19 protein-coding genes and 2 riboswitches are annotated in these 18,638 nt (G+C 43.3%); of the genes, 16 read left to right on the forward strand and 3 right to left on the reverse strand.

Going from position 1 to position 18,638, the window contains the following annotated elements:
- Positions 1-258 precede the first annotated feature (258 nt).
- From AC3ZVC_RS07775 to AC3ZVC_RS07795, 5 genes are all read left to right on the forward strand, one after another.
- Positions 259-1,260 carry a FecCD family ABC transporter permease gene (locus AC3ZVC_RS07775; RefSeq protein WP_490067788.1) on the forward strand — a complete coding sequence of 334 codons (1,002 nt, stop codon included), beginning with the start codon at positions 259-261 and terminating at the stop codon, positions 1,258-1,260.
- Positions 1,260-2,315, forward strand: coding sequence for a FecCD family ABC transporter permease (locus AC3ZVC_RS07780; protein WP_490067789.1), 1,056 nt, complete (start codon positions 1,260-1,262; stop codon positions 2,313-2,315). Before AC3ZVC_RS07775 ends, AC3ZVC_RS07780 begins: the two co-directional genes overlap by 1 nt.
- Before the next feature lie 78 nt (positions 2,316-2,393).
- Positions 2,394-3,212, forward strand: coding sequence for an ABC transporter ATP-binding protein (locus AC3ZVC_RS07785; protein WP_490067790.1), 819 nt, complete (start codon positions 2,394-2,396; stop codon positions 3,210-3,212).
- A 2-nt stretch (positions 3,213-3,214) separates the two neighbouring features.
- Positions 3,215-3,964, forward strand: a complete 750-nt coding sequence (locus AC3ZVC_RS07790; protein ID WP_490067791.1) for an IucA/IucC family C-terminal-domain containing protein — start codon at positions 3,215-3,217, stop codon at positions 3,962-3,964.
- 17 nt (positions 3,965-3,981) lie between these two features.
- Positions 3,982-4,227, forward strand: a complete 246-nt coding sequence (locus AC3ZVC_RS07795; RefSeq protein WP_490067792.1) for a YusU family protein — start codon at positions 3,982-3,984, stop codon at positions 4,225-4,227.
- 135 nt (positions 4,228-4,362) lie between these two features.
- Here AC3ZVC_RS07795 and AC3ZVC_RS07800 read toward each other — a convergent pair whose 3' ends face one another.
- The 3 genes from AC3ZVC_RS07800 to AC3ZVC_RS07810 form a co-directional block, all read right to left on the reverse strand.
- Positions 4,363-4,716 carry a spore coat protein gene (locus AC3ZVC_RS07800; protein WP_214723884.1) on the reverse strand — a complete coding sequence of 118 codons (354 nt, stop codon included), beginning with the start codon at positions 4,714-4,716 and terminating at the stop codon, positions 4,363-4,365.
- A 14-nt stretch (positions 4,717-4,730) separates the two neighbouring features.
- Entirely contained in the window at positions 4,731-5,003 is a 273-nt protein-coding gene (locus AC3ZVC_RS07805) for a hypothetical protein (protein WP_490067793.1), read from the reverse strand.
- Positions 5,004-5,237: 234 nt separating this feature from the next.
- Positions 5,238-5,369: a YuzL family protein gene (locus tag AC3ZVC_RS07810; RefSeq protein WP_214724073.1), complete on the reverse strand. Its 132-nt coding sequence runs from the start codon at positions 5,367-5,369 to the stop codon at positions 5,238-5,240.
- A 287-nt stretch (positions 5,370-5,656) separates the two neighbouring features.
- Here AC3ZVC_RS07810 and AC3ZVC_RS07815 point away from each other — a divergent pair, with 287 nt between their 5' ends.
- From AC3ZVC_RS07815 to AC3ZVC_RS07865, 11 genes are all read left to right on the forward strand, one after another.
- Positions 5,657-8,038, forward strand: a complete 2,382-nt coding sequence (locus AC3ZVC_RS07815) for a 3-hydroxyacyl-CoA dehydrogenase/enoyl-CoA hydratase family protein (RefSeq protein WP_490068862.1) — start codon at positions 5,657-5,659, stop codon at positions 8,036-8,038.
- 39 nt (positions 8,039-8,077) lie between these two features.
- A complete protein-coding gene (locus tag AC3ZVC_RS07820) occupies positions 8,078-9,253 on the forward strand; it encodes an acetyl-CoA C-acetyltransferase (protein WP_490067794.1) in 1,176 nt (391 codons plus the stop codon).
- A 298-nt stretch (positions 9,254-9,551) separates the two neighbouring features.
- Positions 9,552-11,336, forward strand: coding sequence for an acyl-CoA dehydrogenase FadE (locus tag AC3ZVC_RS07825; RefSeq protein WP_490067795.1), 1,785 nt, complete (start codon positions 9,552-9,554; stop codon positions 11,334-11,336).
- A 406-nt stretch (positions 11,337-11,742) separates the two neighbouring features.
- Complete coding sequence (locus tag AC3ZVC_RS07830; protein ID WP_490067796.1) at positions 11,743-12,102, forward strand: arsenate reductase family protein; 360 nt, start codon at positions 11,743-11,745, stop codon at positions 12,100-12,102.
- A gap of 90 nt (positions 12,103-12,192) precedes the next feature.
- Positions 12,193-12,576, forward strand: coding sequence for a glycine cleavage system protein GcvH (gene gcvH, locus AC3ZVC_RS07835; protein WP_490067797.1), 384 nt, complete (start codon positions 12,193-12,195; stop codon positions 12,574-12,576).
- Positions 12,577-12,681: 105 nt separating this feature from the next.
- Complete coding sequence (locus AC3ZVC_RS07840) at positions 12,682-12,939, forward strand: YusG family protein (protein WP_490067798.1); 258 nt, start codon at positions 12,682-12,684, stop codon at positions 12,937-12,939.
- Between the two features lie 773 nt (positions 12,940-13,712).
- Positions 13,713-14,066, forward strand: coding sequence for a toprim domain-containing protein (locus tag AC3ZVC_RS07845; protein WP_026584726.1), 354 nt, complete (start codon positions 13,713-13,715; stop codon positions 14,064-14,066).
- 10 nt (positions 14,067-14,076) lie between these two features.
- A complete protein-coding gene (locus tag AC3ZVC_RS07850) occupies positions 14,077-14,382 on the forward strand; it encodes a thioredoxin family protein (protein ID WP_490067799.1) in 306 nt (101 codons plus the stop codon).
- Positions 14,383-14,593: 211 nt separating this feature from the next.
- Positions 14,594-15,865 (forward strand): MFS transporter, encoded by a 1,272-nt coding sequence (locus tag AC3ZVC_RS07855; protein ID WP_490067800.1) that lies wholly within the window; start codon positions 14,594-14,596, stop codon positions 15,863-15,865.
- A 156-nt stretch (positions 15,866-16,021) separates the two neighbouring features.
- Entirely contained in the window at positions 16,022-16,351 is a 330-nt protein-coding gene (locus tag AC3ZVC_RS07860; RefSeq protein ID WP_490067801.1) for an SCP2 sterol-binding domain-containing protein, read from the forward strand.
- Positions 16,352-16,419: 68 nt separating this feature from the next.
- Positions 16,420-16,522: riboswitch (SAM riboswitch) on the forward strand.
- A 479-nt stretch (positions 16,523-17,001) separates the two neighbouring features.
- Entirely contained in the window at positions 17,002-18,318 is a 1,317-nt protein-coding gene (locus AC3ZVC_RS07865) for an O-acetylhomoserine aminocarboxypropyltransferase/cysteine synthase family protein (protein WP_490067802.1), read from the forward strand.
- 147 nt (positions 18,319-18,465) lie between these two features.
- Positions 18,466-18,569, forward strand: a riboswitch (SAM riboswitch).
- The last annotated feature ends 69 nt before the right edge of the window (positions 18,570-18,638 follow it).

An 18,638-nucleotide genomic window follows, 5' to 3' on the forward strand; every position in this document is an offset into this window, starting at 1 on the left:
TGGATTCTTCCGTCTGTCAATGGGTAAATGATAATCATTTTCAATTATTTATTCGATCCTTTAATAACCATTATTAAAGGCTTTTTTGCAAAATTAAATTAGGGAACCACCAGCATATGGGAAAACCATGTCATTACATTAAACGTGATAAATTGCCAGTGAAAATGATTTTCAAACTCATTGACAGCGATTAGCCCTGTACAATAGACTTATATTGTAAATAAACCTTATTAAATAGAAGCTGGAAAGGTTTTCACTATGCTATTAAAAACGAATTTCCTAAGATGGGCAGGGCTTATTTTAACTATGATCCTGCTGTTAGTATTAATGTCTTTCAGCATTGTATACGGATATACGGACACAACCTGGAAGATGGCCATTGATGCATTTACAGAATTTGATGGATCCAATGAACATATCATTATACAATCTGTCCGCCTTCCCAGGGCGTTAATTGCAGCGGCGGTAGGGGCAAGTCTAGCGATAGCCGGGGTATTGCTTCAGACACTAACAAAGAATCCGCTTGCTGCTCCAGAAATATTTGGGATAAACGCAGGGGCAGGATTTGCTGTTGTGATCTCTGTTTCTCTACTATCCATTAGTAATCTTCAGTTTTTTACATGGATATCATTTCTCGGAGCGGCTGTCTCATTTATCTTTGTTTATATTATCGGTTCGATTGGCAGGGAAGGGTTAACACCCATGAAACTGACGCTTGCCGGTGCGGCAATAAGTGCCATGTTTGCCTCCATGACACAAGGCTTTCTTGTTTTAAACGAGACGGCCCTTGAGCAGGTCCTGTTCTGGCTTGCCGGGTCTGTATCCGGAAGGAAATTGGAAACTCTTACTGCGGTGATTCCTTACCTCCTGGCAGGCTGGATTTTTTCATTGGTTATCGCGGGGAAAATGAATGTCCTATCAATGGGCGAGGATGTGGCAAAAGGGCTGGGCTTAAAAACCGGAATGCTTAAGCTGGGTGCCGGCATTATTGTCGTTCTTCTATCCGGAGGGGCTGTAGCGGTTGCAGGTCCTATTGGCTTTCTCGGCATTGTCATTCCTCACCTAACCCGCGCAGTTGTTGGCATTGACCACCGCTGGGTCATTCCATATGCAGGGCTTTTTGGCGGGATGCTTCTTCTGGTGGCAGATATAGCAGCAAGATATATCATCATGCCGCAGGAGGTTCCTGTTGGGGTCATGACCGCTGTGATCGGAACTCCTTTCTTCGTGTACATAGCCAGAAGGGGGTTCAATCAATAATGAAAAAATACTATAATTTGCGCCTTTTTGGCGAGAAGGTTTCCTTCTTAATTGACCGCAGGGCACTAATGATTTTCTTTATCCTGATTGCTTCTGCTGCAGGGGTTTTTATCATTAGTACAGGGACGGGTGAAATGAAGATCGGCCCACTAAAGGTTTTGCAGGTCTTCTTTGGCGGAGGCTCGGATATGGAAAGACTTGTTATTCAATCCTTTAGGCTTCCCCGAATTATCGTTGCTCTCATGGTAGGGATTGCTCTTGCAGTAGCTGGAGGCATTTTGCAGGGGATGATCCGTAACCCGCTTGCTTCACCGGACATTATCGGAATAACCGGGGGTGCCTCTGTAGCGGTGGTCGGTTTTCTTGCCTTTTTTAGTGATGAAAACAATGCATTGACCGTAAGCATAAATTGGATGCCTCTTGCTGCGTTTGCCGGAGCTGCTATTGTAGCTTTTCTTGTTTATTTTTTAGCTTACAAGGACGGAGTTTCGCCGATCCGCCTTGTTTTGATCGGAATCGGCATCGCCAGCTTGATGAAGGCCTTAACGACTTTAATGATGGTTTTCGGCCCGATTTACCAGGCAAGCCAGGCGAATATTTGGATAACTGGCACAGTTTACGGTTCTAATTGGGGAAATGTAGCCATTTTAGTGCCATGGACGCTTATTCTTTTGATTCTGGCATTTATTTTAGCCAGAAATGTCAATATCCAGGAGCTTGGGGATGAAATTGCCACAGGCGTTGGCAGCACGGTGCAAAAATACCGATTCCTGCTCCTGATGGTGAGCACTGCTTTGATAGGCGGAGCCGTGGCATTTGCCGGCGGGATAGGCTTTGTTGGGTTAATGGCACCCCATATGGCACGGAGGCTGGTTGGTTCAGCCTTTGGATCTTTGCTGCCGGCCTCTGCTTTAATCGGAGGAATCCTGGTTATGGCTGCGGATCTGATCGGAAGAACTTTATTTTCTCCGCTGGAAATCCCGGCAGGTGTCTTTACAGCCAGCATCGGTGCACCTTACTTTATTTATTTGCTTTTTAAAACAAGGAACTCATAAGCATAATAAAAGAAAGTTTCTGCAGCGGAAATCAACAGGCCAATTTAACAGAGCCTTAAAAAAAAGGAGAGGGCAGACATGGCAACAGGGCAAGCGATCGCAACAAAGGATTTAACACTGTCATATGGAGATACTATTATCATTAATGAGCTTAACTTGGAAATCCCAAAAGGGGAAATCACCGTTTTTATCGGTGGAAATGGCTGCGGAAAATCGACCTTGCTCAGATCCATTGCCCGGCTGCTGAAACCTAAGTCAGGTGCAGTTTTACTGGAAGGGGAGGCCATAGCCAGGCTATCAACAAAAGATGTTGCCAGGAAAATGGCAATCCTGCCCCAATCTCCTGCAACTCCTGAAGGCTTGACAGTGCTCCAGCTTGTGAAGCAAGGACGGTATCCGTACCAGACCTGGCTGAAACAATGGTCAACAGAAGATGAACTTAAGGTTAGAAACGCTCTGAAAGCAACCGGCATGGAGGAATTAAAGGATCGGACTGTTGATTCCCTATCCGGAGGTCAGCGCCAGAGAGCGTGGATAGCGATGACTTTAGCCCAGGATACAGATACCATTTTACTTGATGAGCCCACCACTTATTTGGATATGACCCATCAAATTGAAATTCTTGACTTGCTCTTTGAATTAAATGAAAAAGAGCAGCGCACGATTGTGATGGTACTCCATGACCTTAATCTGGCCTGCCGCTATGCACATAATATAGTCGCCATAAAAAATCAAAAAGTATTTGCCCAGGGCAAGCCTGAACATGTCATTAATTGCGGATTAGTTAAAAATGTATTTGGCATGGACTGTGAAGTCACGATTGATCCGTTATTCGGCACCCCGCTATGCATTCCGTACGGAAAAGGAAGGTGTATCCTGAAAGGGCAGGGGGTTTAAGAATGGCCCTGCTGACAGAAAAACAGGCAGAAGCACTTACGCAATTCAGGCTCTCCACAGATTCGGCAAACTCTCCTTTTTCCATTGATGTGATTGACCTCCTGGATCCCAAGAAAGCAGGGGGATATCTGGCTAAGGTAAAAGAACATATTGGAGCAAAAGACGAAAAAGCAGCCGCTTCCATTCTGGTTAAAAGATATGCATTTCTGCCTGTGATTTATTTATATAGCATGACCGCCTGGAATCTGAGGCTGGATATTTCGCATGAAAACCTTTCTCTGGAAGGCCAGGAAAAGGACGGACTTTGGCTGCCGGAGTTTCGGTTTAAAAGCCTTAGGGGTGAATGTGCCGGAGCAGACAGGGGGCACTGGAGAGAAGAATCTATTCGTGCTCTATTTAACGGACATGTATTTCCAATCTTGGATAACATCGCAAAAGAAGCGAAGATTTCAAAGCTGATTCTTTGGGAAAATATTGCGATTTATCTATTCTGGCTTTATGAAACGGTCTTGCCAGGAGAAACATCAGTGGCTGAGCAGGCGGACGGGGATTTCAAGTTTATCATGGAAGAAGCCTCTGGGGATCTCTTCGGGGGATATAATCAAAACCCGCTGAAACGGTATCATAACGAGAAAATATTTGTAGAAAGCAAAGGAAAGCTGATCAGGCCGCGAAAAACCTGCTGCTTTTCCTATTTAACGGATAGCGGCAAACGCTGCGGTACTTGCCCTCAGGTTTGCAAGAGCTTATAAAAAGGAGGGAAACGTTAATGGATGACAAATTTAAAGAACAGCTTAATGGACTGCTTGAAAAATATACTGAACTCCTAATTGGCGAGAGCGATCCTGAACTAAAAGAAAAGGTTGAAGCATGGGCATTGTACTCCTTTATCGCTAAATCCATGCCCCCGCTTGCCAAACACTGGAATGATACATATCCGGATGCAAAAGAGGAAATGAAAGCTCTTATTGCTGAAATTAAGAAGATGAATGAGGAATTAAGAAGCAAAAAATGAAATTAAGAATTCATTTTAAATAGGGTTGAAAATGCTTTTTATTCCAGGTTTATTGCAAGTCTCATGATATTTGCAAACTCTTCGTTACTTATGCAAATTTAAAAAAACCGCTGCAGGAAATGCAGCGGTTTTCCTTTATTGCATTTGCCCATTTCCATATGGGAATTGATTGGAATATCCCTGAAATTGCTGATAGGACTGCTGAAGCTTTTGCTGGTCAGCTGCTTCAACTTTATACCAGCCTTTTTTAAACATAAGATTATAAAGGTCTCTCTGGTGGTTTTGCGTTTCATTAAAAACAGTCAGCATATCCTGGTAAAGGCTTTGGTGGCTTGCTTCATTCATCGCAACAGAATAAGCATTTGTCATCCATTTCTCCATTGCCAGCATATCATTTGTAAAGTCGCGGTCGTTCATTTGCGGTGTTTTATTAACCTGGGTTTCAGGATTTTGAATCGTATTTTGGTTTTGATTCTGATTTTGGTTCATTTTTATTTCCCCTCCTATTGCATTCCCATAAAGTTTTGCTGATTTTGCTGATTTAAATGGGTAAGCAGCTGCTCATAATGGCGCTGGTGCATTTGCCCGCACTGTTCGAAATGAGTCTTAAGCTCCTGATCCTGGCACTGTTGAGAGTAAAAATGAGCCTTTTTAAATGCGAGAAGATTCCAGGAAAGCATATCTGTTAAGTACAGGGAATCCTTAGTGGAAACAACTGCAGGAGGCTGCTGCATAATGCCCTGCTGGTTTTGCATGTTCATATTTTGCTGTTGCATAATAAACCCTCCTAATTTATTAATTGACACCGCAAAGCGGTTCGGGAATAAAAGCACTTTTATTCGAACATATCTTTCCTCTGAAAAACGCCAGTTATTCTTAAGGAGAGGATTTATAGATTTACCCTATGTCCATAATGGAAAAAGGCTGACAGACAGCAGCCAGCCTTTGAATGCTAGATGATTACAGCTTGAAGTGCCGCTCATATAAGCCGCCTTGGCATTTAACCCGGATTATCGTTTATATTGATTATTTTGGCTGTTCCTCTTTTTGGGACCTTGTCTCTCAACAGTAGGACCCGCGTCACCCTGCACGCTTGCTGCACTGACACCAGCCCTGGATGGATCCTTCTTCATTTTTCCCATTTTTTTCACCTCCGTTGCAATCAGCTCCTGCCGTCCGACGACAGTTGCTTCTCCTATAGAATATCCAAAAAAACGTTTATCATTTCGCCCAAACAGTCCCAGCAATCATGTTGTCCCTTTAATAAATTTCAAAACATTTTCAAATTTCCACTTAAAATCATTGCGTAAATTTTGCAAATATTTTATAGTTATAACTAACAGGACTCATTCAGATTAGAGGAATATTTTTTTTAGCAGCAAAATGAATGAGTGTTCATTCAAAAAGCTAAAAGGGGGAAATGAAGTTGATCCAACAAATTAAAAAAGCGGCAGTTTTGGGCTCCGGAGTGATGGGGGCAGGAATCGCGGCGCACCTGGCTAATATCGGAATACCAACATTATTGCTGGATATCGTACCTCGTGAACTAACAGATGCAGAAAAAGCAAAAGGGTTTACCCTTGAAAATAAAGCGGTGCGCAACCGCATCAGTGAAAGCAACCGTCAGAAGCTAATAAAGCAAAAACCAGCTCCTCTGACTTCCAAAAAGAATCTTGCTCTGATTGAAGCAGGCAACTTTGATGATGATATGGAACGCCTTAAAGATGTCGATTGGGTAATCGAAGTTGTTGTAGAGAACCTGAATATTAAAAAGCAGGTTTTCGAGAGAGTGGACCAGTACCGCAAACCTGGCAGTATTGTAAGCTCAAATACTTCAGGAATTTCTGTTGAAGCAATGTCTGAAGGCCGCTCGGAGGATTTCCAGAAGCACTTTCTTGGTACACACTTTTTTAATCCGCCACGCTACTTAAAGCTATTAGAAGTAATTCCAACTAAGAATACTGATCCTGAAGTGCTTTCATTCATGAAGCAATTTGGTGAAGATACATTGGGCAAGGGTGTTGTAGAAGCGAAGGATACACCAAACTTTATTGCAAACCGCATCGGCACCTATGGACTCCTGGTCACTGTACAGGAAATGCTGAAAGGCGGCTATAGCGTTGGTGAAGTCGATTCCGTTACAGGCCCGCTGATCGGAAGGCCGAAAAGTGCAACATTCAGAACATTGGATGTGGTAGGCCTTGATACATTTATACACGTTGCGGGCAACGTTTATGAGCAAGTAGAGGGAAAAGAGAAAGAAGTATTTGAAGTGCCGGGCTTCATGAAAGCCATGCAGGAAAAAGGCTGGCTGGGAAGCAAGTCAGGCCAGGGATTCTTCTTGAAAAAGGGAAAAGAAATCCTTGAACTGGATCCGGAAAGCCTGGAATATGGACCTCGCAAAAAGCTTAAAACAGCTTCAGTAGAATTGAGCAAACAGGAAAAGGGCACTGCCGGAAAAATGAAAGCGCTTGTATATGCAGATGATCGTGCAGGCCAGCTTTTATGGAATATTCTTAGCCCGGCGCTTCTTTATTCAGCTCAGTTGCATGGTGAAATTGCAGACGATGTAACAGCAATTGACCGTGCGATGAAGTGGGGCTTTGGCTGGGAGCTTGGACCATTTGAAGCATGGGATGCAATTGGTGTGGAAAAATCAGTGCAAAAGATGGAAAAAGCCGGCGAAGAAGTGCCTGCATGGGTAAAAGACATGCTCGCAAAAGGCTTCACTACTTTCTACAAAGAAGAGGAAGGCCAGCTGTATTTTTATCATAATGGCGAATATAAATTAATCGAAGAAAATCCAAAAGTGATCAACTTAAAGCAGCTTAAAAAGAAAAAGGGTGTTATTAAAAAGAATACTGGAGCAAGCCTAATCGACCTTGGCGATGGTGTTGCCCTTCTGGAATTCCATTCGCAAAGCAATGCGATCGGATTCGATATTATCCAAATGATTAATCTTGCGGTTGATGAAGTGGAGAAAAATTATAAAGGCCTTGTCATCGGAAACCAGGGCAAGAATTTCTGTGTCGGTGCAAACCTTGGAATGATTCTGATGGAAGCACAGGATGACAATATTTACGAGCTTGATATGGTAGTCCGCCACTTCCAGAATGCCATGATGAAAATCAAATACAGCTCCAAGCCGGTTGTGGCTGCTCCATTCGGAATGACACTGGGAGGAGGGGCAGAGGTTTGCCTTCCTGCAGCACATATTCAGGCTTCAAGCGAAACGTATATGGGGCTTGTTGAAGTAGGAGTCGGCCTGATTCCTGGCGGAAGCGGTAACAAGGAGCTATATATTAAGCATCTTGAAAGTATGCCGAATGGCGTCGAATTCGATCTGCAAAAGGTAGCCAACAAAGTATTCGAATCAATCGCTATGGCAAAGGTTTCTACTTCAGGTGAAGAAGCCCGGGATCATAACTTCATGAATATTGCCGATGGCATTAGCGTGAACGGAGACCACCTTCTTTATGATGCCAAGCAGGCTGTCCTCGTCATGCATGAAAAAGGATATAAGCCACGCGTACGCAAGAAGGTGCCAGTGGTTGGAGAAACAGGATATGCAACCCTGCTGCTTGGTGCGCATGCCATGTTCCAATCAGGTTATATTTCCGAGCATGATCTTAACATCGCGAAAAAACTTGCGTATGTGATTGCTGGCGGTAAAGTGCCATATGGAACAGAAGTTGATGAACAATACCTGCTGGACCTTGAGCGTGAAGCGTTCTTAAGCCTGGTTGCTGAGCCAAAATCACAGCAGCGTATGCAGCACATGCTTTTAAAAGGAAAGCCGTTGCGCAACTAATTAATAGATTAAAACATTTATAGAAAGAGAGGGAATAAGATGAGAGAAGCGGTAATTGTTGCAGGTGCCCGGACACCGGTCGGGAAAGCAAAGAAAGGTACGCTTGCAAATGTAAGGCCGGATGATTTAGGTGCGCTTGTTGTAAAAGAAACATTGAAACGTGCAGGAAATTATGAAGGAAATATCGATGACTTGATCATTGGCTGCGCCATGCCCGAAGCAGAACAGGGCTTGAATATGGCGAGGAATATCGGAGCGCTTGCCGGTCTTTCCCACGAGGTTCCAGCCATTACAATCAACCGGTATTGCTCTTCAGGCTTGCAGTCAATCGCTTATGCGGCCGAGAAAATTATGATCGGCCATGCCGATACCATCATTGCCGGCGGAGCGGAATCGATGAGCCTCGTGCCGATGATGGGGCATGTGGTCCGCCCGAACGCCAAATTGGCGGAAACAGCTCCTGAGTACTATATGGGCATGGGACATACAGCAGAGGAAGTGGCCAAGAAATATGGCATTTCACGACAAGACCAGGATGCCTTTGCCGTAAGAAGCCACCAGAGAGCAGCAAAGGCCATTCATGAAGGGCGATTTGCGGATGAAATCGTTCCTGTGGATGTCATCTTAAGATCTGTAGGGAAAGACAATAAACTAACAGAAAAGACAATCCAATTCAGCCAGGATGAAGGCGTACGCCCGGATTCTACAGTTGAAACCCTAGGAAAGCTGCGCCCGGCATTCTCTGTGACAGGAACAGTTACTGCAGGAAACTCTTCACAAACAAGTGATGGAGCAGCGGCAGTAATGGTAATGGACCGTGAAAAAGCAGTATCATCAGGCCTGCAGCCGATGGCTAAGTTCAGAAGCTTCGCAGTAGGAGGAGTTCCTCCTGAAATCATGGGGGTCGGACCGGTTGTAGCAATTCCTAAAGCGCTTAAGCTAGCAGGACTTGAGGTTTCCGATATCGGCTTATTCGAACTAAATGAAGCGTTCGCATCTCAATCCATTCAGATTATCCGCGAACTAGGTTTGGATGAAGAAAAAGTGAATGTTAATGGCGGAGCGATTGCTCTTGGACACCCGCTTGGCTGTACAGGTGCAAAGCTGACTTTATCCCTAATCCATGAAATGAAGCGACGCAACCAGCAATTCGGAGTCGTAACGATGTGTATTGGCGGCGGAATGGGTGCAGCCGGCGTTTTTGAACTTCTATAATACTTAAAGGCTGTTTTAGTAAAGTTTGCTGCTTTTCAACTGCTAACTAAGTTTAACCACCTGAGTTGATTGTAGCGGAGGGCACTTGACTCCTGCGGGAGGAGAGGAAGTGGGAGACCCCACAGGCGAAGCCGAGGAGGCTCCCATTTCTCCCCGCGGAAAGCAAGTGCCCGCAGCGGAAATCAACGGGCAGCATTCATAAGCTAAAACAAAAAAACTATGAATAAAGGTCAACTTACAAAATAACGGAGAAAAGCCCCATCGGCTTTTCTCCCCAAATAGAATGGAGGAAATAAAAATGGCAAATCAAACTGATAACCTAATTAAAGGCGGAAGCTTTTTAATTGAAGATGTTTCCTATGATCGTATGTTTACACCTGAAGACTACACAGATGAGCAGGTTATGATTGCTAAAACAACAGAAGACTATGTGGTAAATGAAGTGGTTCCGCAGATCGAACATTTGGAGAACCATGAGTTTGAACGATCCGTTAAATTATTAAAGCAAGCTGGTGAGCTTGGCCTTTTAGGAGCGGATGTTCCCGAAGAATACGGCGGACTTGCATTAGATAAAGTCAGCTCCGCCCTGATCGCTGAGAAAATGGCGCGTGCCGGCGGATTCTCCATCTCCCATGGTGCACACGTAGGGATCGGTTCCCTTCCTATCGTACTTTTCGGTAACGAAGATCAAAAACAAAAATACCTTCCAGCATTAGCAACAGGAGAAAAGCTGGCTGCATACGCTTTGACTGAACCAAGCTCCGGTTCTGACGCCCTAGGCGCTAAAACAACTGCAAAACTGAATGCAGAAGGTACTCATTATGTATTAAACGGTGAAAAGCAGTGGATCACAAATGCGGGCTTTGCAGACGTATTCGTAGTATATGCAAAGGTTGATGGAGAGCACTTCTCAGCGTTCATCGTTGAAAGAGAGTTCCCTGGTGTTTCTGTAGGGGCAGAGGAAAAGAAGATGGGCATCAAAAGCTCTTCTACCCGTACATTAATCCTTGAAGATGCACAAGTTCCAAAAGAAAACCTGCTTGGCGAATTCGGCAAGGGTCATGTAATTGCTTTTAACATCTTAAATATCGGACGTTACAAATTAGGAGTAGGTGCAGTTGGAGGCGCTAAGCGTGCATTCGAGCTGGCTGTTCAATATGCAAACCAGCGCCAGCAGTTCAAAACACCTATCGCCCAGTTCAACCTGACAAAAGAAAAATTCGGAACAATGGCTTCCAAAATCTATGCAGCTGAAAGTGCAGTGTACCGCACAGTAGGTTTATTCGAAGACCGCATGAGCAAGCTGACTGATGAAGAAGTGAAAGATGGTAAAGAAGTAGCAAACTCAATCGCTGAGTATGCCATTGAGTGCTCCATGAACAAATTCTTCAACACTGAAGTCCTTGACTATGTTGTAGATGAAGGCGTTCAAATCCATGGGGGATACGGATTCATGGCCGAGTATGAAATTGAAAGAGCATACCGTGATTCCCGTATTAACCGTATTTTTGAAGGCACAAATGAAATTAACCGTCTATTGGTGCCAGGCACATACCTTCGCAAAGCTTTAAAGGGCGAGCTTCCATTATTCCAAAAAGCTCAAGCACTGCAGGAAGAGCTTATGATGATGATGCCTGAAGAGCCTGGCGATGAGCCATTGGCACAGGAAAAATATTTAGTTAAAAATGCGAAGAAGATCGGCTTGCTTGCTGCAGGCTTAGCTGCTCAGAAATACGGCAAGGCTCTAGATAAAGAACAAGAAGTTCTTGTAAACATTGCCGATATTATTTCAAATGCATATGCAATGGAATCAGTTGTTCTTCGTACAGAGAAGGCTATCGAAAAAGCTGGTCTTGAAAAGAGCAAACAAAAGCTTCTTTATACACAAATTTTCTGTCAGGAAGCATTCAACAAAATTGAGCAGGATGCAAAAGAAACGCTTGTTGCGGTTGAAAATGGCGATGCTCTTCGCATGATGATGTCAGCACTTCGCAAATTTACGCGCCACACGCCTATCAATGTGATTGCTAAAAAGCGTGAAGCTGCAGAGAAGCTAACAGACGCTGAACGTTTCGTGGTTTGATCATAAGCTGGCTCCCTTCCCCGCGAAGGGGGCTTGTTTTTTTAGCTCTGTAAGCTGATTGTTCATTTTGTACTATATTTAAAGGCGCGGAAGGTGCAAGGCTCCTCGAAAATGCACTTACATTTCCTTCGGGCAAAGTTTATTCGCGGGCGCATATTGCGGGCAAAGGGAGGCCGGCTGGTATAAAACGACCAGGAAGCGGGCGCGGAAAGCATGCGTCGAGCGGTAATCAACAGCGAGTTTATCTGAGACAAACTTTTTAAAAATTTATTCTGCCGGCAGGAACCCTGAAGAAAAATGTCGAATATTATCTTGGTGTTCATTGGTATTCATTTATGGTAGTATTCAATTAAAAGGCAGCAATTTTTTATGAAGCCTGGATATGCTAACATTGGGTGGTGATAGAATGGCGTTGACTTTTTACTGGTATCCCAAATGCGGGACATGCCGGAAAGCGAAGAAATGGCTTGATGAACATAACTTGTCTTATGAAGAAGTACATATTGTGGAGAATCCGCCTTCACGAAGCGAGCTTGAAACGCTTTATAAAAAAAGTGGATTGGACATAAAAAAGTTCTTTAATACAAGTGGCCAGAAATATAGGGAGCTTGGCTTAAAGGACAAAGTGAAAACCTCATCAGAAGAAGAGTTGCTGGATATTTTGGCAACGGACGGCATGCTGATTAAGCGTCCAGTTCTGACTGACGGCCAAAAGGTAACAGTTGGCTTCAAAGAAGAGGATTATGAAAAGGCATGGCTATCCTAAGGGCTGATATTTTGCTCCGATGGGCCATCATGAATTAAGCGATCGATTTTACGATCATAAATTGAAATATAAAAAGTGGAGGGATAAACTATGAGCACACCTAAAGAATTACGTTATTCAGAAGAGCATGAGTGGGTAAAAACAGAAGATGGAAAAGTCCGCATTGGAATTACGCATTTTGCGCAATCAGAACTTGGCGACATTGTATTCGTTGAGCTTCCTGAAGTTGGGGATGAGCTTACTGCAGATGAGCCATTTGGAAGTGTTGAATCCGTTAAAACGGTTTCCGAGCTTTATGCTCCTGTAAGCGGCAAAGTAGTTGAAGTCAACGAAGACCTTAACGACAGTCCTGAATTCGTAAACGAATCTCCATACGAAAAAGCCTGGATGGTTGTTGTTGAGCCTTCAGATTTAAGCGAAGTAGACAAGCTTATGACTGCTGAGCAATACAAGGAAATGACAAACGAAGACTAATTGACTGAAAAGCCGGCTCAATACGAGCCGGCTTTTTTGCTGCATTGCCTTTAATTGCTATTTTTCTTTTATGGAGATAGGGCAAAACTATGAGTACCAAAAGGTATGAAAGGATTGGTTACCATGACATTGAAGGAGCAGAAAATCGATATAACTGACCGGGTTGTCGGCAAGCTGAAAAATGATCATATAGAGCTTTACCTTGAAAATGAAAAAATAGGCCAAATCAGCCTGCCTGAAGGCTCTTCCTTTAATTTGGACCATCATTTTGAAACTGACCAGCAAAAAATTTATCAGAACGTTTCCGTTACAGATGAGGCGCAAGCCCGCTATACTGACTGTGACGAAGGCGGCTGGTGCTAACATCGTAAACAGCGGGAGAATTTCCGCTGTTTATTTAATATGCTAAAGCATAGAAGAAGAGCATATATTGGATTGGATAGTTGGTTCGGTACCATCTAAAGAGCGTCATAATAGGGAGTGGCGCAAATATTCGTAAAAGTGGCGCATAAAACCCGGTAATTGATTCATAAATGTTGAAAGTGACGCATAAATTCCGGGAATTGATTCTTAAACCAAAATAGATGTTAGATAAATTCAAAAACATGCTAGAAAAACCAAGTATCATGCTTGAAAAGAATAAAACATGTTAGACAAATTTAAAAATGACAAAGATTTGCCGGACAAAGCCAAGAAAAAGGGTTTATTTTTTAAAAAGGCATTTTGATTTTACAAGGCTGTTTTAGTAAAGTTTGTTGTTTTTTGAAGGCAAAAGTAATTGTTTTACCCAACTGAGTTGATTGTAGCGAAGGGCACTTGACTCCTGCGGGAAGAGAGGGAAGTGCGAGACCCCACAGGCGAAGCCGAGGAGGCTCGCAACCCTCCCCGCGGAAAGCAAGTGCCCGCAGCGGAAATCAACGGGCAGAATTCATAAACAAACACAACAATCTATGAGAAAAGAAAAGAGCCTTTTACAAATCTAAATTAATAAAATCATCAAAACCCTTCCGCTCAAAAAAAGGCAGGAGATTCACACCATAATCAAGAATAATGAATATATTGGATAAACACTTTCTTTAACGGTTTTTAACTGCAAAGCAATTCAGCTTCAAAATAACTCCTTTCAGGTGATGACGATGAATGAGGCAATTCCGGAGAAAGTTATTATTGTTGAGGGAAAGTCAGATAAAACAAAGGTAAAAAATATCATAAGAGAGCCGGTAGAGATTATTTGCACCAACGGAACAATCAGCATAACGAAACTGGACGAATTAATTGACACACTGTTTGATAAGGATGTATATATATTGGTGGATGCTGATTCAGCCGGGGAAAAGCTGAGGAAGCAATTTAAAAGAGAGTTTCCCGAGGCAGAACATCTATACATCGACAGGATGTACAGAGAGGTAGCCACAGCTCCTGAACATCATTTGGCTACGGTTTTGCTGGGAGCCAATATCGACGTTTATACACAGTACTTAGACAGGTAAGGATGATAAAATGCAGGAATGGTCGCGCCATGAGATTGAAGAAATGGTAAATGGGCAAAAAAGCGCTCTCTTATATTTGTACACGCCTATGTGCGGAACCTGCCAAATGGCGGGCAAGATGCTGGCCGTTGCAGCTGAATTGCTGCCAGACAAAGCAATGGGGAAAGCGGATTTAAATTATATGCCGGAAATCGCTGAAAAGTGGGGAGTCGAAAGCGTCCCTTGCCTCATCATCTTTAAAGAAGGAAAAGTTCACGAAAAGCTATATGCCTTCCGGTCTGTCCCATACTTATTGGAGAAAATCAGGAATATATAAATAAGTGCCATTAGCATGACTGCAGTACCGGCCGAATATTGCCAAAAACCAGGTGTTGATTCCACCTGGTTTTTTCTGTTAAACAACCGAAATCCCACCTTTTAAAATATTCAAAAAATATTTACAAACCTTTGAGGAATGGAGTATGATACTTAGGGAATCGAAATAAAATTGAGTGTGATTTTACATACAGCGCAGGGATGGGATCGAGATGGCATTTTACAGGGAATGGGCTGGCCAGATTAAAGGCTACAATCGCAATATAAAATTTGCCTTTATGGCTAATATACTTACGCAAATAGGCTTTGGAATCTTCATGGTCATTTATAATTTCTATATAAGGGAACTTGGTTACTCCGAAAATATTAATGGTCAGGTTATTTCCATGACTGCGCTCGCAACGGCGATGATTCTTGTTCCGGCAGGGATTGCGAGCGACAGGCTTGGCAGAAAGAAAGCAATGCTGTTTGGAGCTGCAGCCACGGGTGCTGTTATGTTGTTCAGAAGTGTGATTGAATTGCAGTCACTGCTGATTCTGTTTGCATTTTTTACAGGGCTGACGACAGCCTTTTTGCAGGTATCCAGCATTCCGTGGCTGGCCGAAAATTCAAAGGCTGATCAGAGGGTTCACCTATTTAGCATTCATTTTGCGATCATGACCGGAGCTAATGTAATAGGCAATCTGAGCGGCGGGATCCTAACGGACATATTTTCTCTATTTACTACCCACCTGAACAGTCTTCGGATCACGCTTTTAATTGGGAGCCTGTTTTTTATGGCTGGACTGATACCAATACTGCGTTTCAATGAAATGCGTAAAGATAAGAAGGAAGACAAATCCATAAAGAGATTCTCTTTTAAAGACCTTACGTTTAAAAATGACGGTATTAAAATTATTGCCATGTTTGCTTTTGCTCAGCTGCTGATTGGGTTTGGGGCTGGATTAGTTATTCCTTATCTGAATTTGTATTTCGCTGACCGCTTTGCCGCATCAAATTCTGTGATTGGATTTATTATTTCCCTTGGTCAGGCAGCTACTGCTTTTGCAATGATTATCGGCCCTATCGTCGTAAGGAAGGTTGGGGAAGTCAAAGCTGTCGTGTTTCTGCAGCTAATGTCGCTTCCATTCCTGCTTTTGACCGCTTATACGGAACACCTATGGCTGGCTGCCATCGGTTTTCTATTCCGCCAGGCCCTGATGAACGCAGGAAATCCAATCCAAATGTCGCTCATGATGTCCAAGGTAGATGATTCAATGAAGGGGCTCGCAAACTCTATTAATCAAATGGTATTTAATCTTGGCTGGGCGGTAATGGGTCCCGTATCAACCGGAATCGTCATTAAATACGGGGCTTACTGGGGTTATGCACTCGTCTTCTCGATTACTGCGTCATTGTATCTTATCGGATCTCTTTATTTTTTCTTCGTGTTTAGAAGCTACAATAAGACAAAAGCTGCCAATCCTGCAGTAAAAGCAGTATAATCTGACATATTTCTCGGGAAATGAATGATAATGCCTAATAAAAAAAGGGCATTGTCTTTTTTTTATGCTGTATTTGTCGAACAAAAATAAAAGGACTGTAAAACGCAATTACTGAATATAAAAGGAAGAGACCCAGTACGTACAAGGGGTGAGGCTATGGAAGATTTAGCAGATCTATTTGTCAGGGAGAACCAAGCAAAAGGCCATGTAGGATATTTATTAAGAAAATCGACTTTTTCTATCCTTATCCAAGCGGGAAATATTAGCATACCTCTGCAGATTTCAAAAGGGGAAATCAGGAAAGCCAGGCGAACAAAGAAATTTGATGTTAAGATAACAGGTTCTGAAGAGGCTATTCATTCAATTATTTCCGGCAGGGTCAAGCTTAGAGAAGCCCTAACCCGGAAAGATATAGCAATAGACACCACCTTCCGAAAAACTCTTTTGCTTGAGTCCTTTTTCTGTTTAGGCAAGATCAAGATTTGATATGAAAACACTTGACCACTTTTGAAAAAGTATGATAGTATCACTTTAACTTGAAAATTAACTGAATATTCTTATCAAGAGTGGCGGAGGGACTGGCCCAACGAAGCCCGGCAACCGGTAGTTTACACGGTGCTAAATCCAGCAGAGCAATTTGGCTCTGGAAGATAAGAAGAGATGGTATAGCCCTCTTCTTGTGAAGAGGGTTTTTTCGGCTCTTCTAATGGGAAGTTCAAAAAGTCAGGGAAAATTGAAGTACTGCTTTTTTAGCTGAATTTAGTTTATTGGCTGTGTTAAGGCTATTCGTGATTTTGGCACCCTTTTGATTGTAGCGGAAGGCAGAGCTCCTCGTAAATGCATTCGCATTTTCACCGAGTAGGCTCCCGGATCCTGCAGGAAAGTGAGCTATTTTATTAAGGCAGTTTTCTTAGAGTTTGTTGTTTTTTGAAGGCAAACGTATTTTAACCAACTGAGTTGATTGTAGCGAAGGGCACTCGACTCCAGCGGGAAAAGAGGGAAGTGCGAGACCCCGCAGGCGAAGCCGAGGAGGCTCGCAATCCTCCCCGCGGGTTCGCTGAGTGCCCCGTGCTGAAATCAACGGGCAGAATTCATAAATATTTTATTAGACAATAACAAATAAAGGAGAGAGAAACATGACTGACAAACAAAAAAGCTACCGTTTTGAAACACTAGGAGTACATGGGGGACTGAATCCTGATCCGGTTACGGGGGCAAGAGCAGTGCCGATTTACCAGAACAATGCTTACCAATTCAAAAATACAGACCATGCCGCAGATCTTTTTGCATTAAAGGAACCTGGATACATTTATAGCCGGATACATAATCCCACTGTAAGTGTATTTGAGGAAAGAGTGGCTTTGCTTGAAGGCGGAGTCGGTGCTTTGGCGCTTGCAAGCGGTCAATCTGCTATTACTCTGGCAATCCTAAATCTTGCCCAGGCCGGGGATGAGATTGTTGCGGCCTCCAATCTATATGGCGGTACTTATAATTTGTTTGCAGTCACACTTCCTAAGTACGGGATTGATGTCAAGTTTGTGGATCCAAAAGAACCGGAAAACTTCCGAAACGCCATAACAGATAAAACCAAGGCAGTTTTTGCTGAAACAATTGGAAACCCGAGTTTGAAGGTGCTTGATCTTGAAAAGGTGGCTGCTATTGCTCATGAAAACGGTGTTCCAATAATCGTTGATAATACCTTTGCTACACCTTATTTATGCAGGCCGATTGAGCATGGAGCTGATATCGTTATTCACTCAGCGACTAAATGGCTGCTTGGCAATGGAACAACAATGGGCGGCATTATCGTTGATGGCGGAAAGTTTGATTGGAATTCACCGAAGTTTCCTGGCTTCACAGAACCGGATCCAAGCTACCATGATATTGTTTATAGTGAAGCAATTGGCGAGGCTGCTTATATCATTAAAGCCAGAGTACAGCTTTTAAGAGATTTGGGGCCTGCAATGAGTGCGCAAAGTGCATTCCAGTTCACATTGGGACTAGAGACTTTGCATGTGAGAATGAAGGAGCATATTGCGAATACGAAGAAAGTGGTTGAATACCTGGAAGCCCACCCTGCTGTTAACTGGGTGCTTTACCCAGGCCATGAAAGCAATCCGGATAAAGCTCTAGCTGATAAATATTTGCCTAAAGGAGCAGGCGCTGTCGCTGTTTTCGGAATTGCAGGCGGCCGGGAAGCTGGTGCAAAGCTGATTAATAGCCTTCAGCTTTGGGCACATGTTGCCAATGTCGGGGATGCCAAGAGCCTAATCATTCACCCGGCCAGCACGACCCACCAGCAGCTCGATAAAGAAGGTTTAAAGGCTGCAGGGGTACCTGAAGATTTAATTAGGATATCTATCGGGATCGAGAATGCGGATGATTTGATTGAAGATCTTGAGCAGGCAATTGAAGCTGCGACAGGGATAACATCTTTGGCTGCAAAAGCTTAATGACAGCAAGAAAAATTTACCGCCCATTTTTTCAAAAAGTTTAAAAGTTCTTCGTTGACACCTTTTTGAAAGCTATGATACGATAGCAAACGTAATTAAAAAGCTGCTTAAATTATTTAAAGTGTTAATTGAATATAAAACGTTACGCTCTTATCAAGAGAGGTGGAGGGAAGTGCCCTATGAAGCCCGGCAACCGTCATTAATTTGAAATGGTGCCAATTCACTCAAAGCATAGCTTTGACAGATGAGAGAAAGGACTTAAATTTTTAATGCCTTTCTGCTCATGTGCAGAAAGGCATTTTTATTTTTGTGGCTTCAGC

It is taken from the genome of Cytobacillus sp. C11.1 (assembly GCF_058145115.1).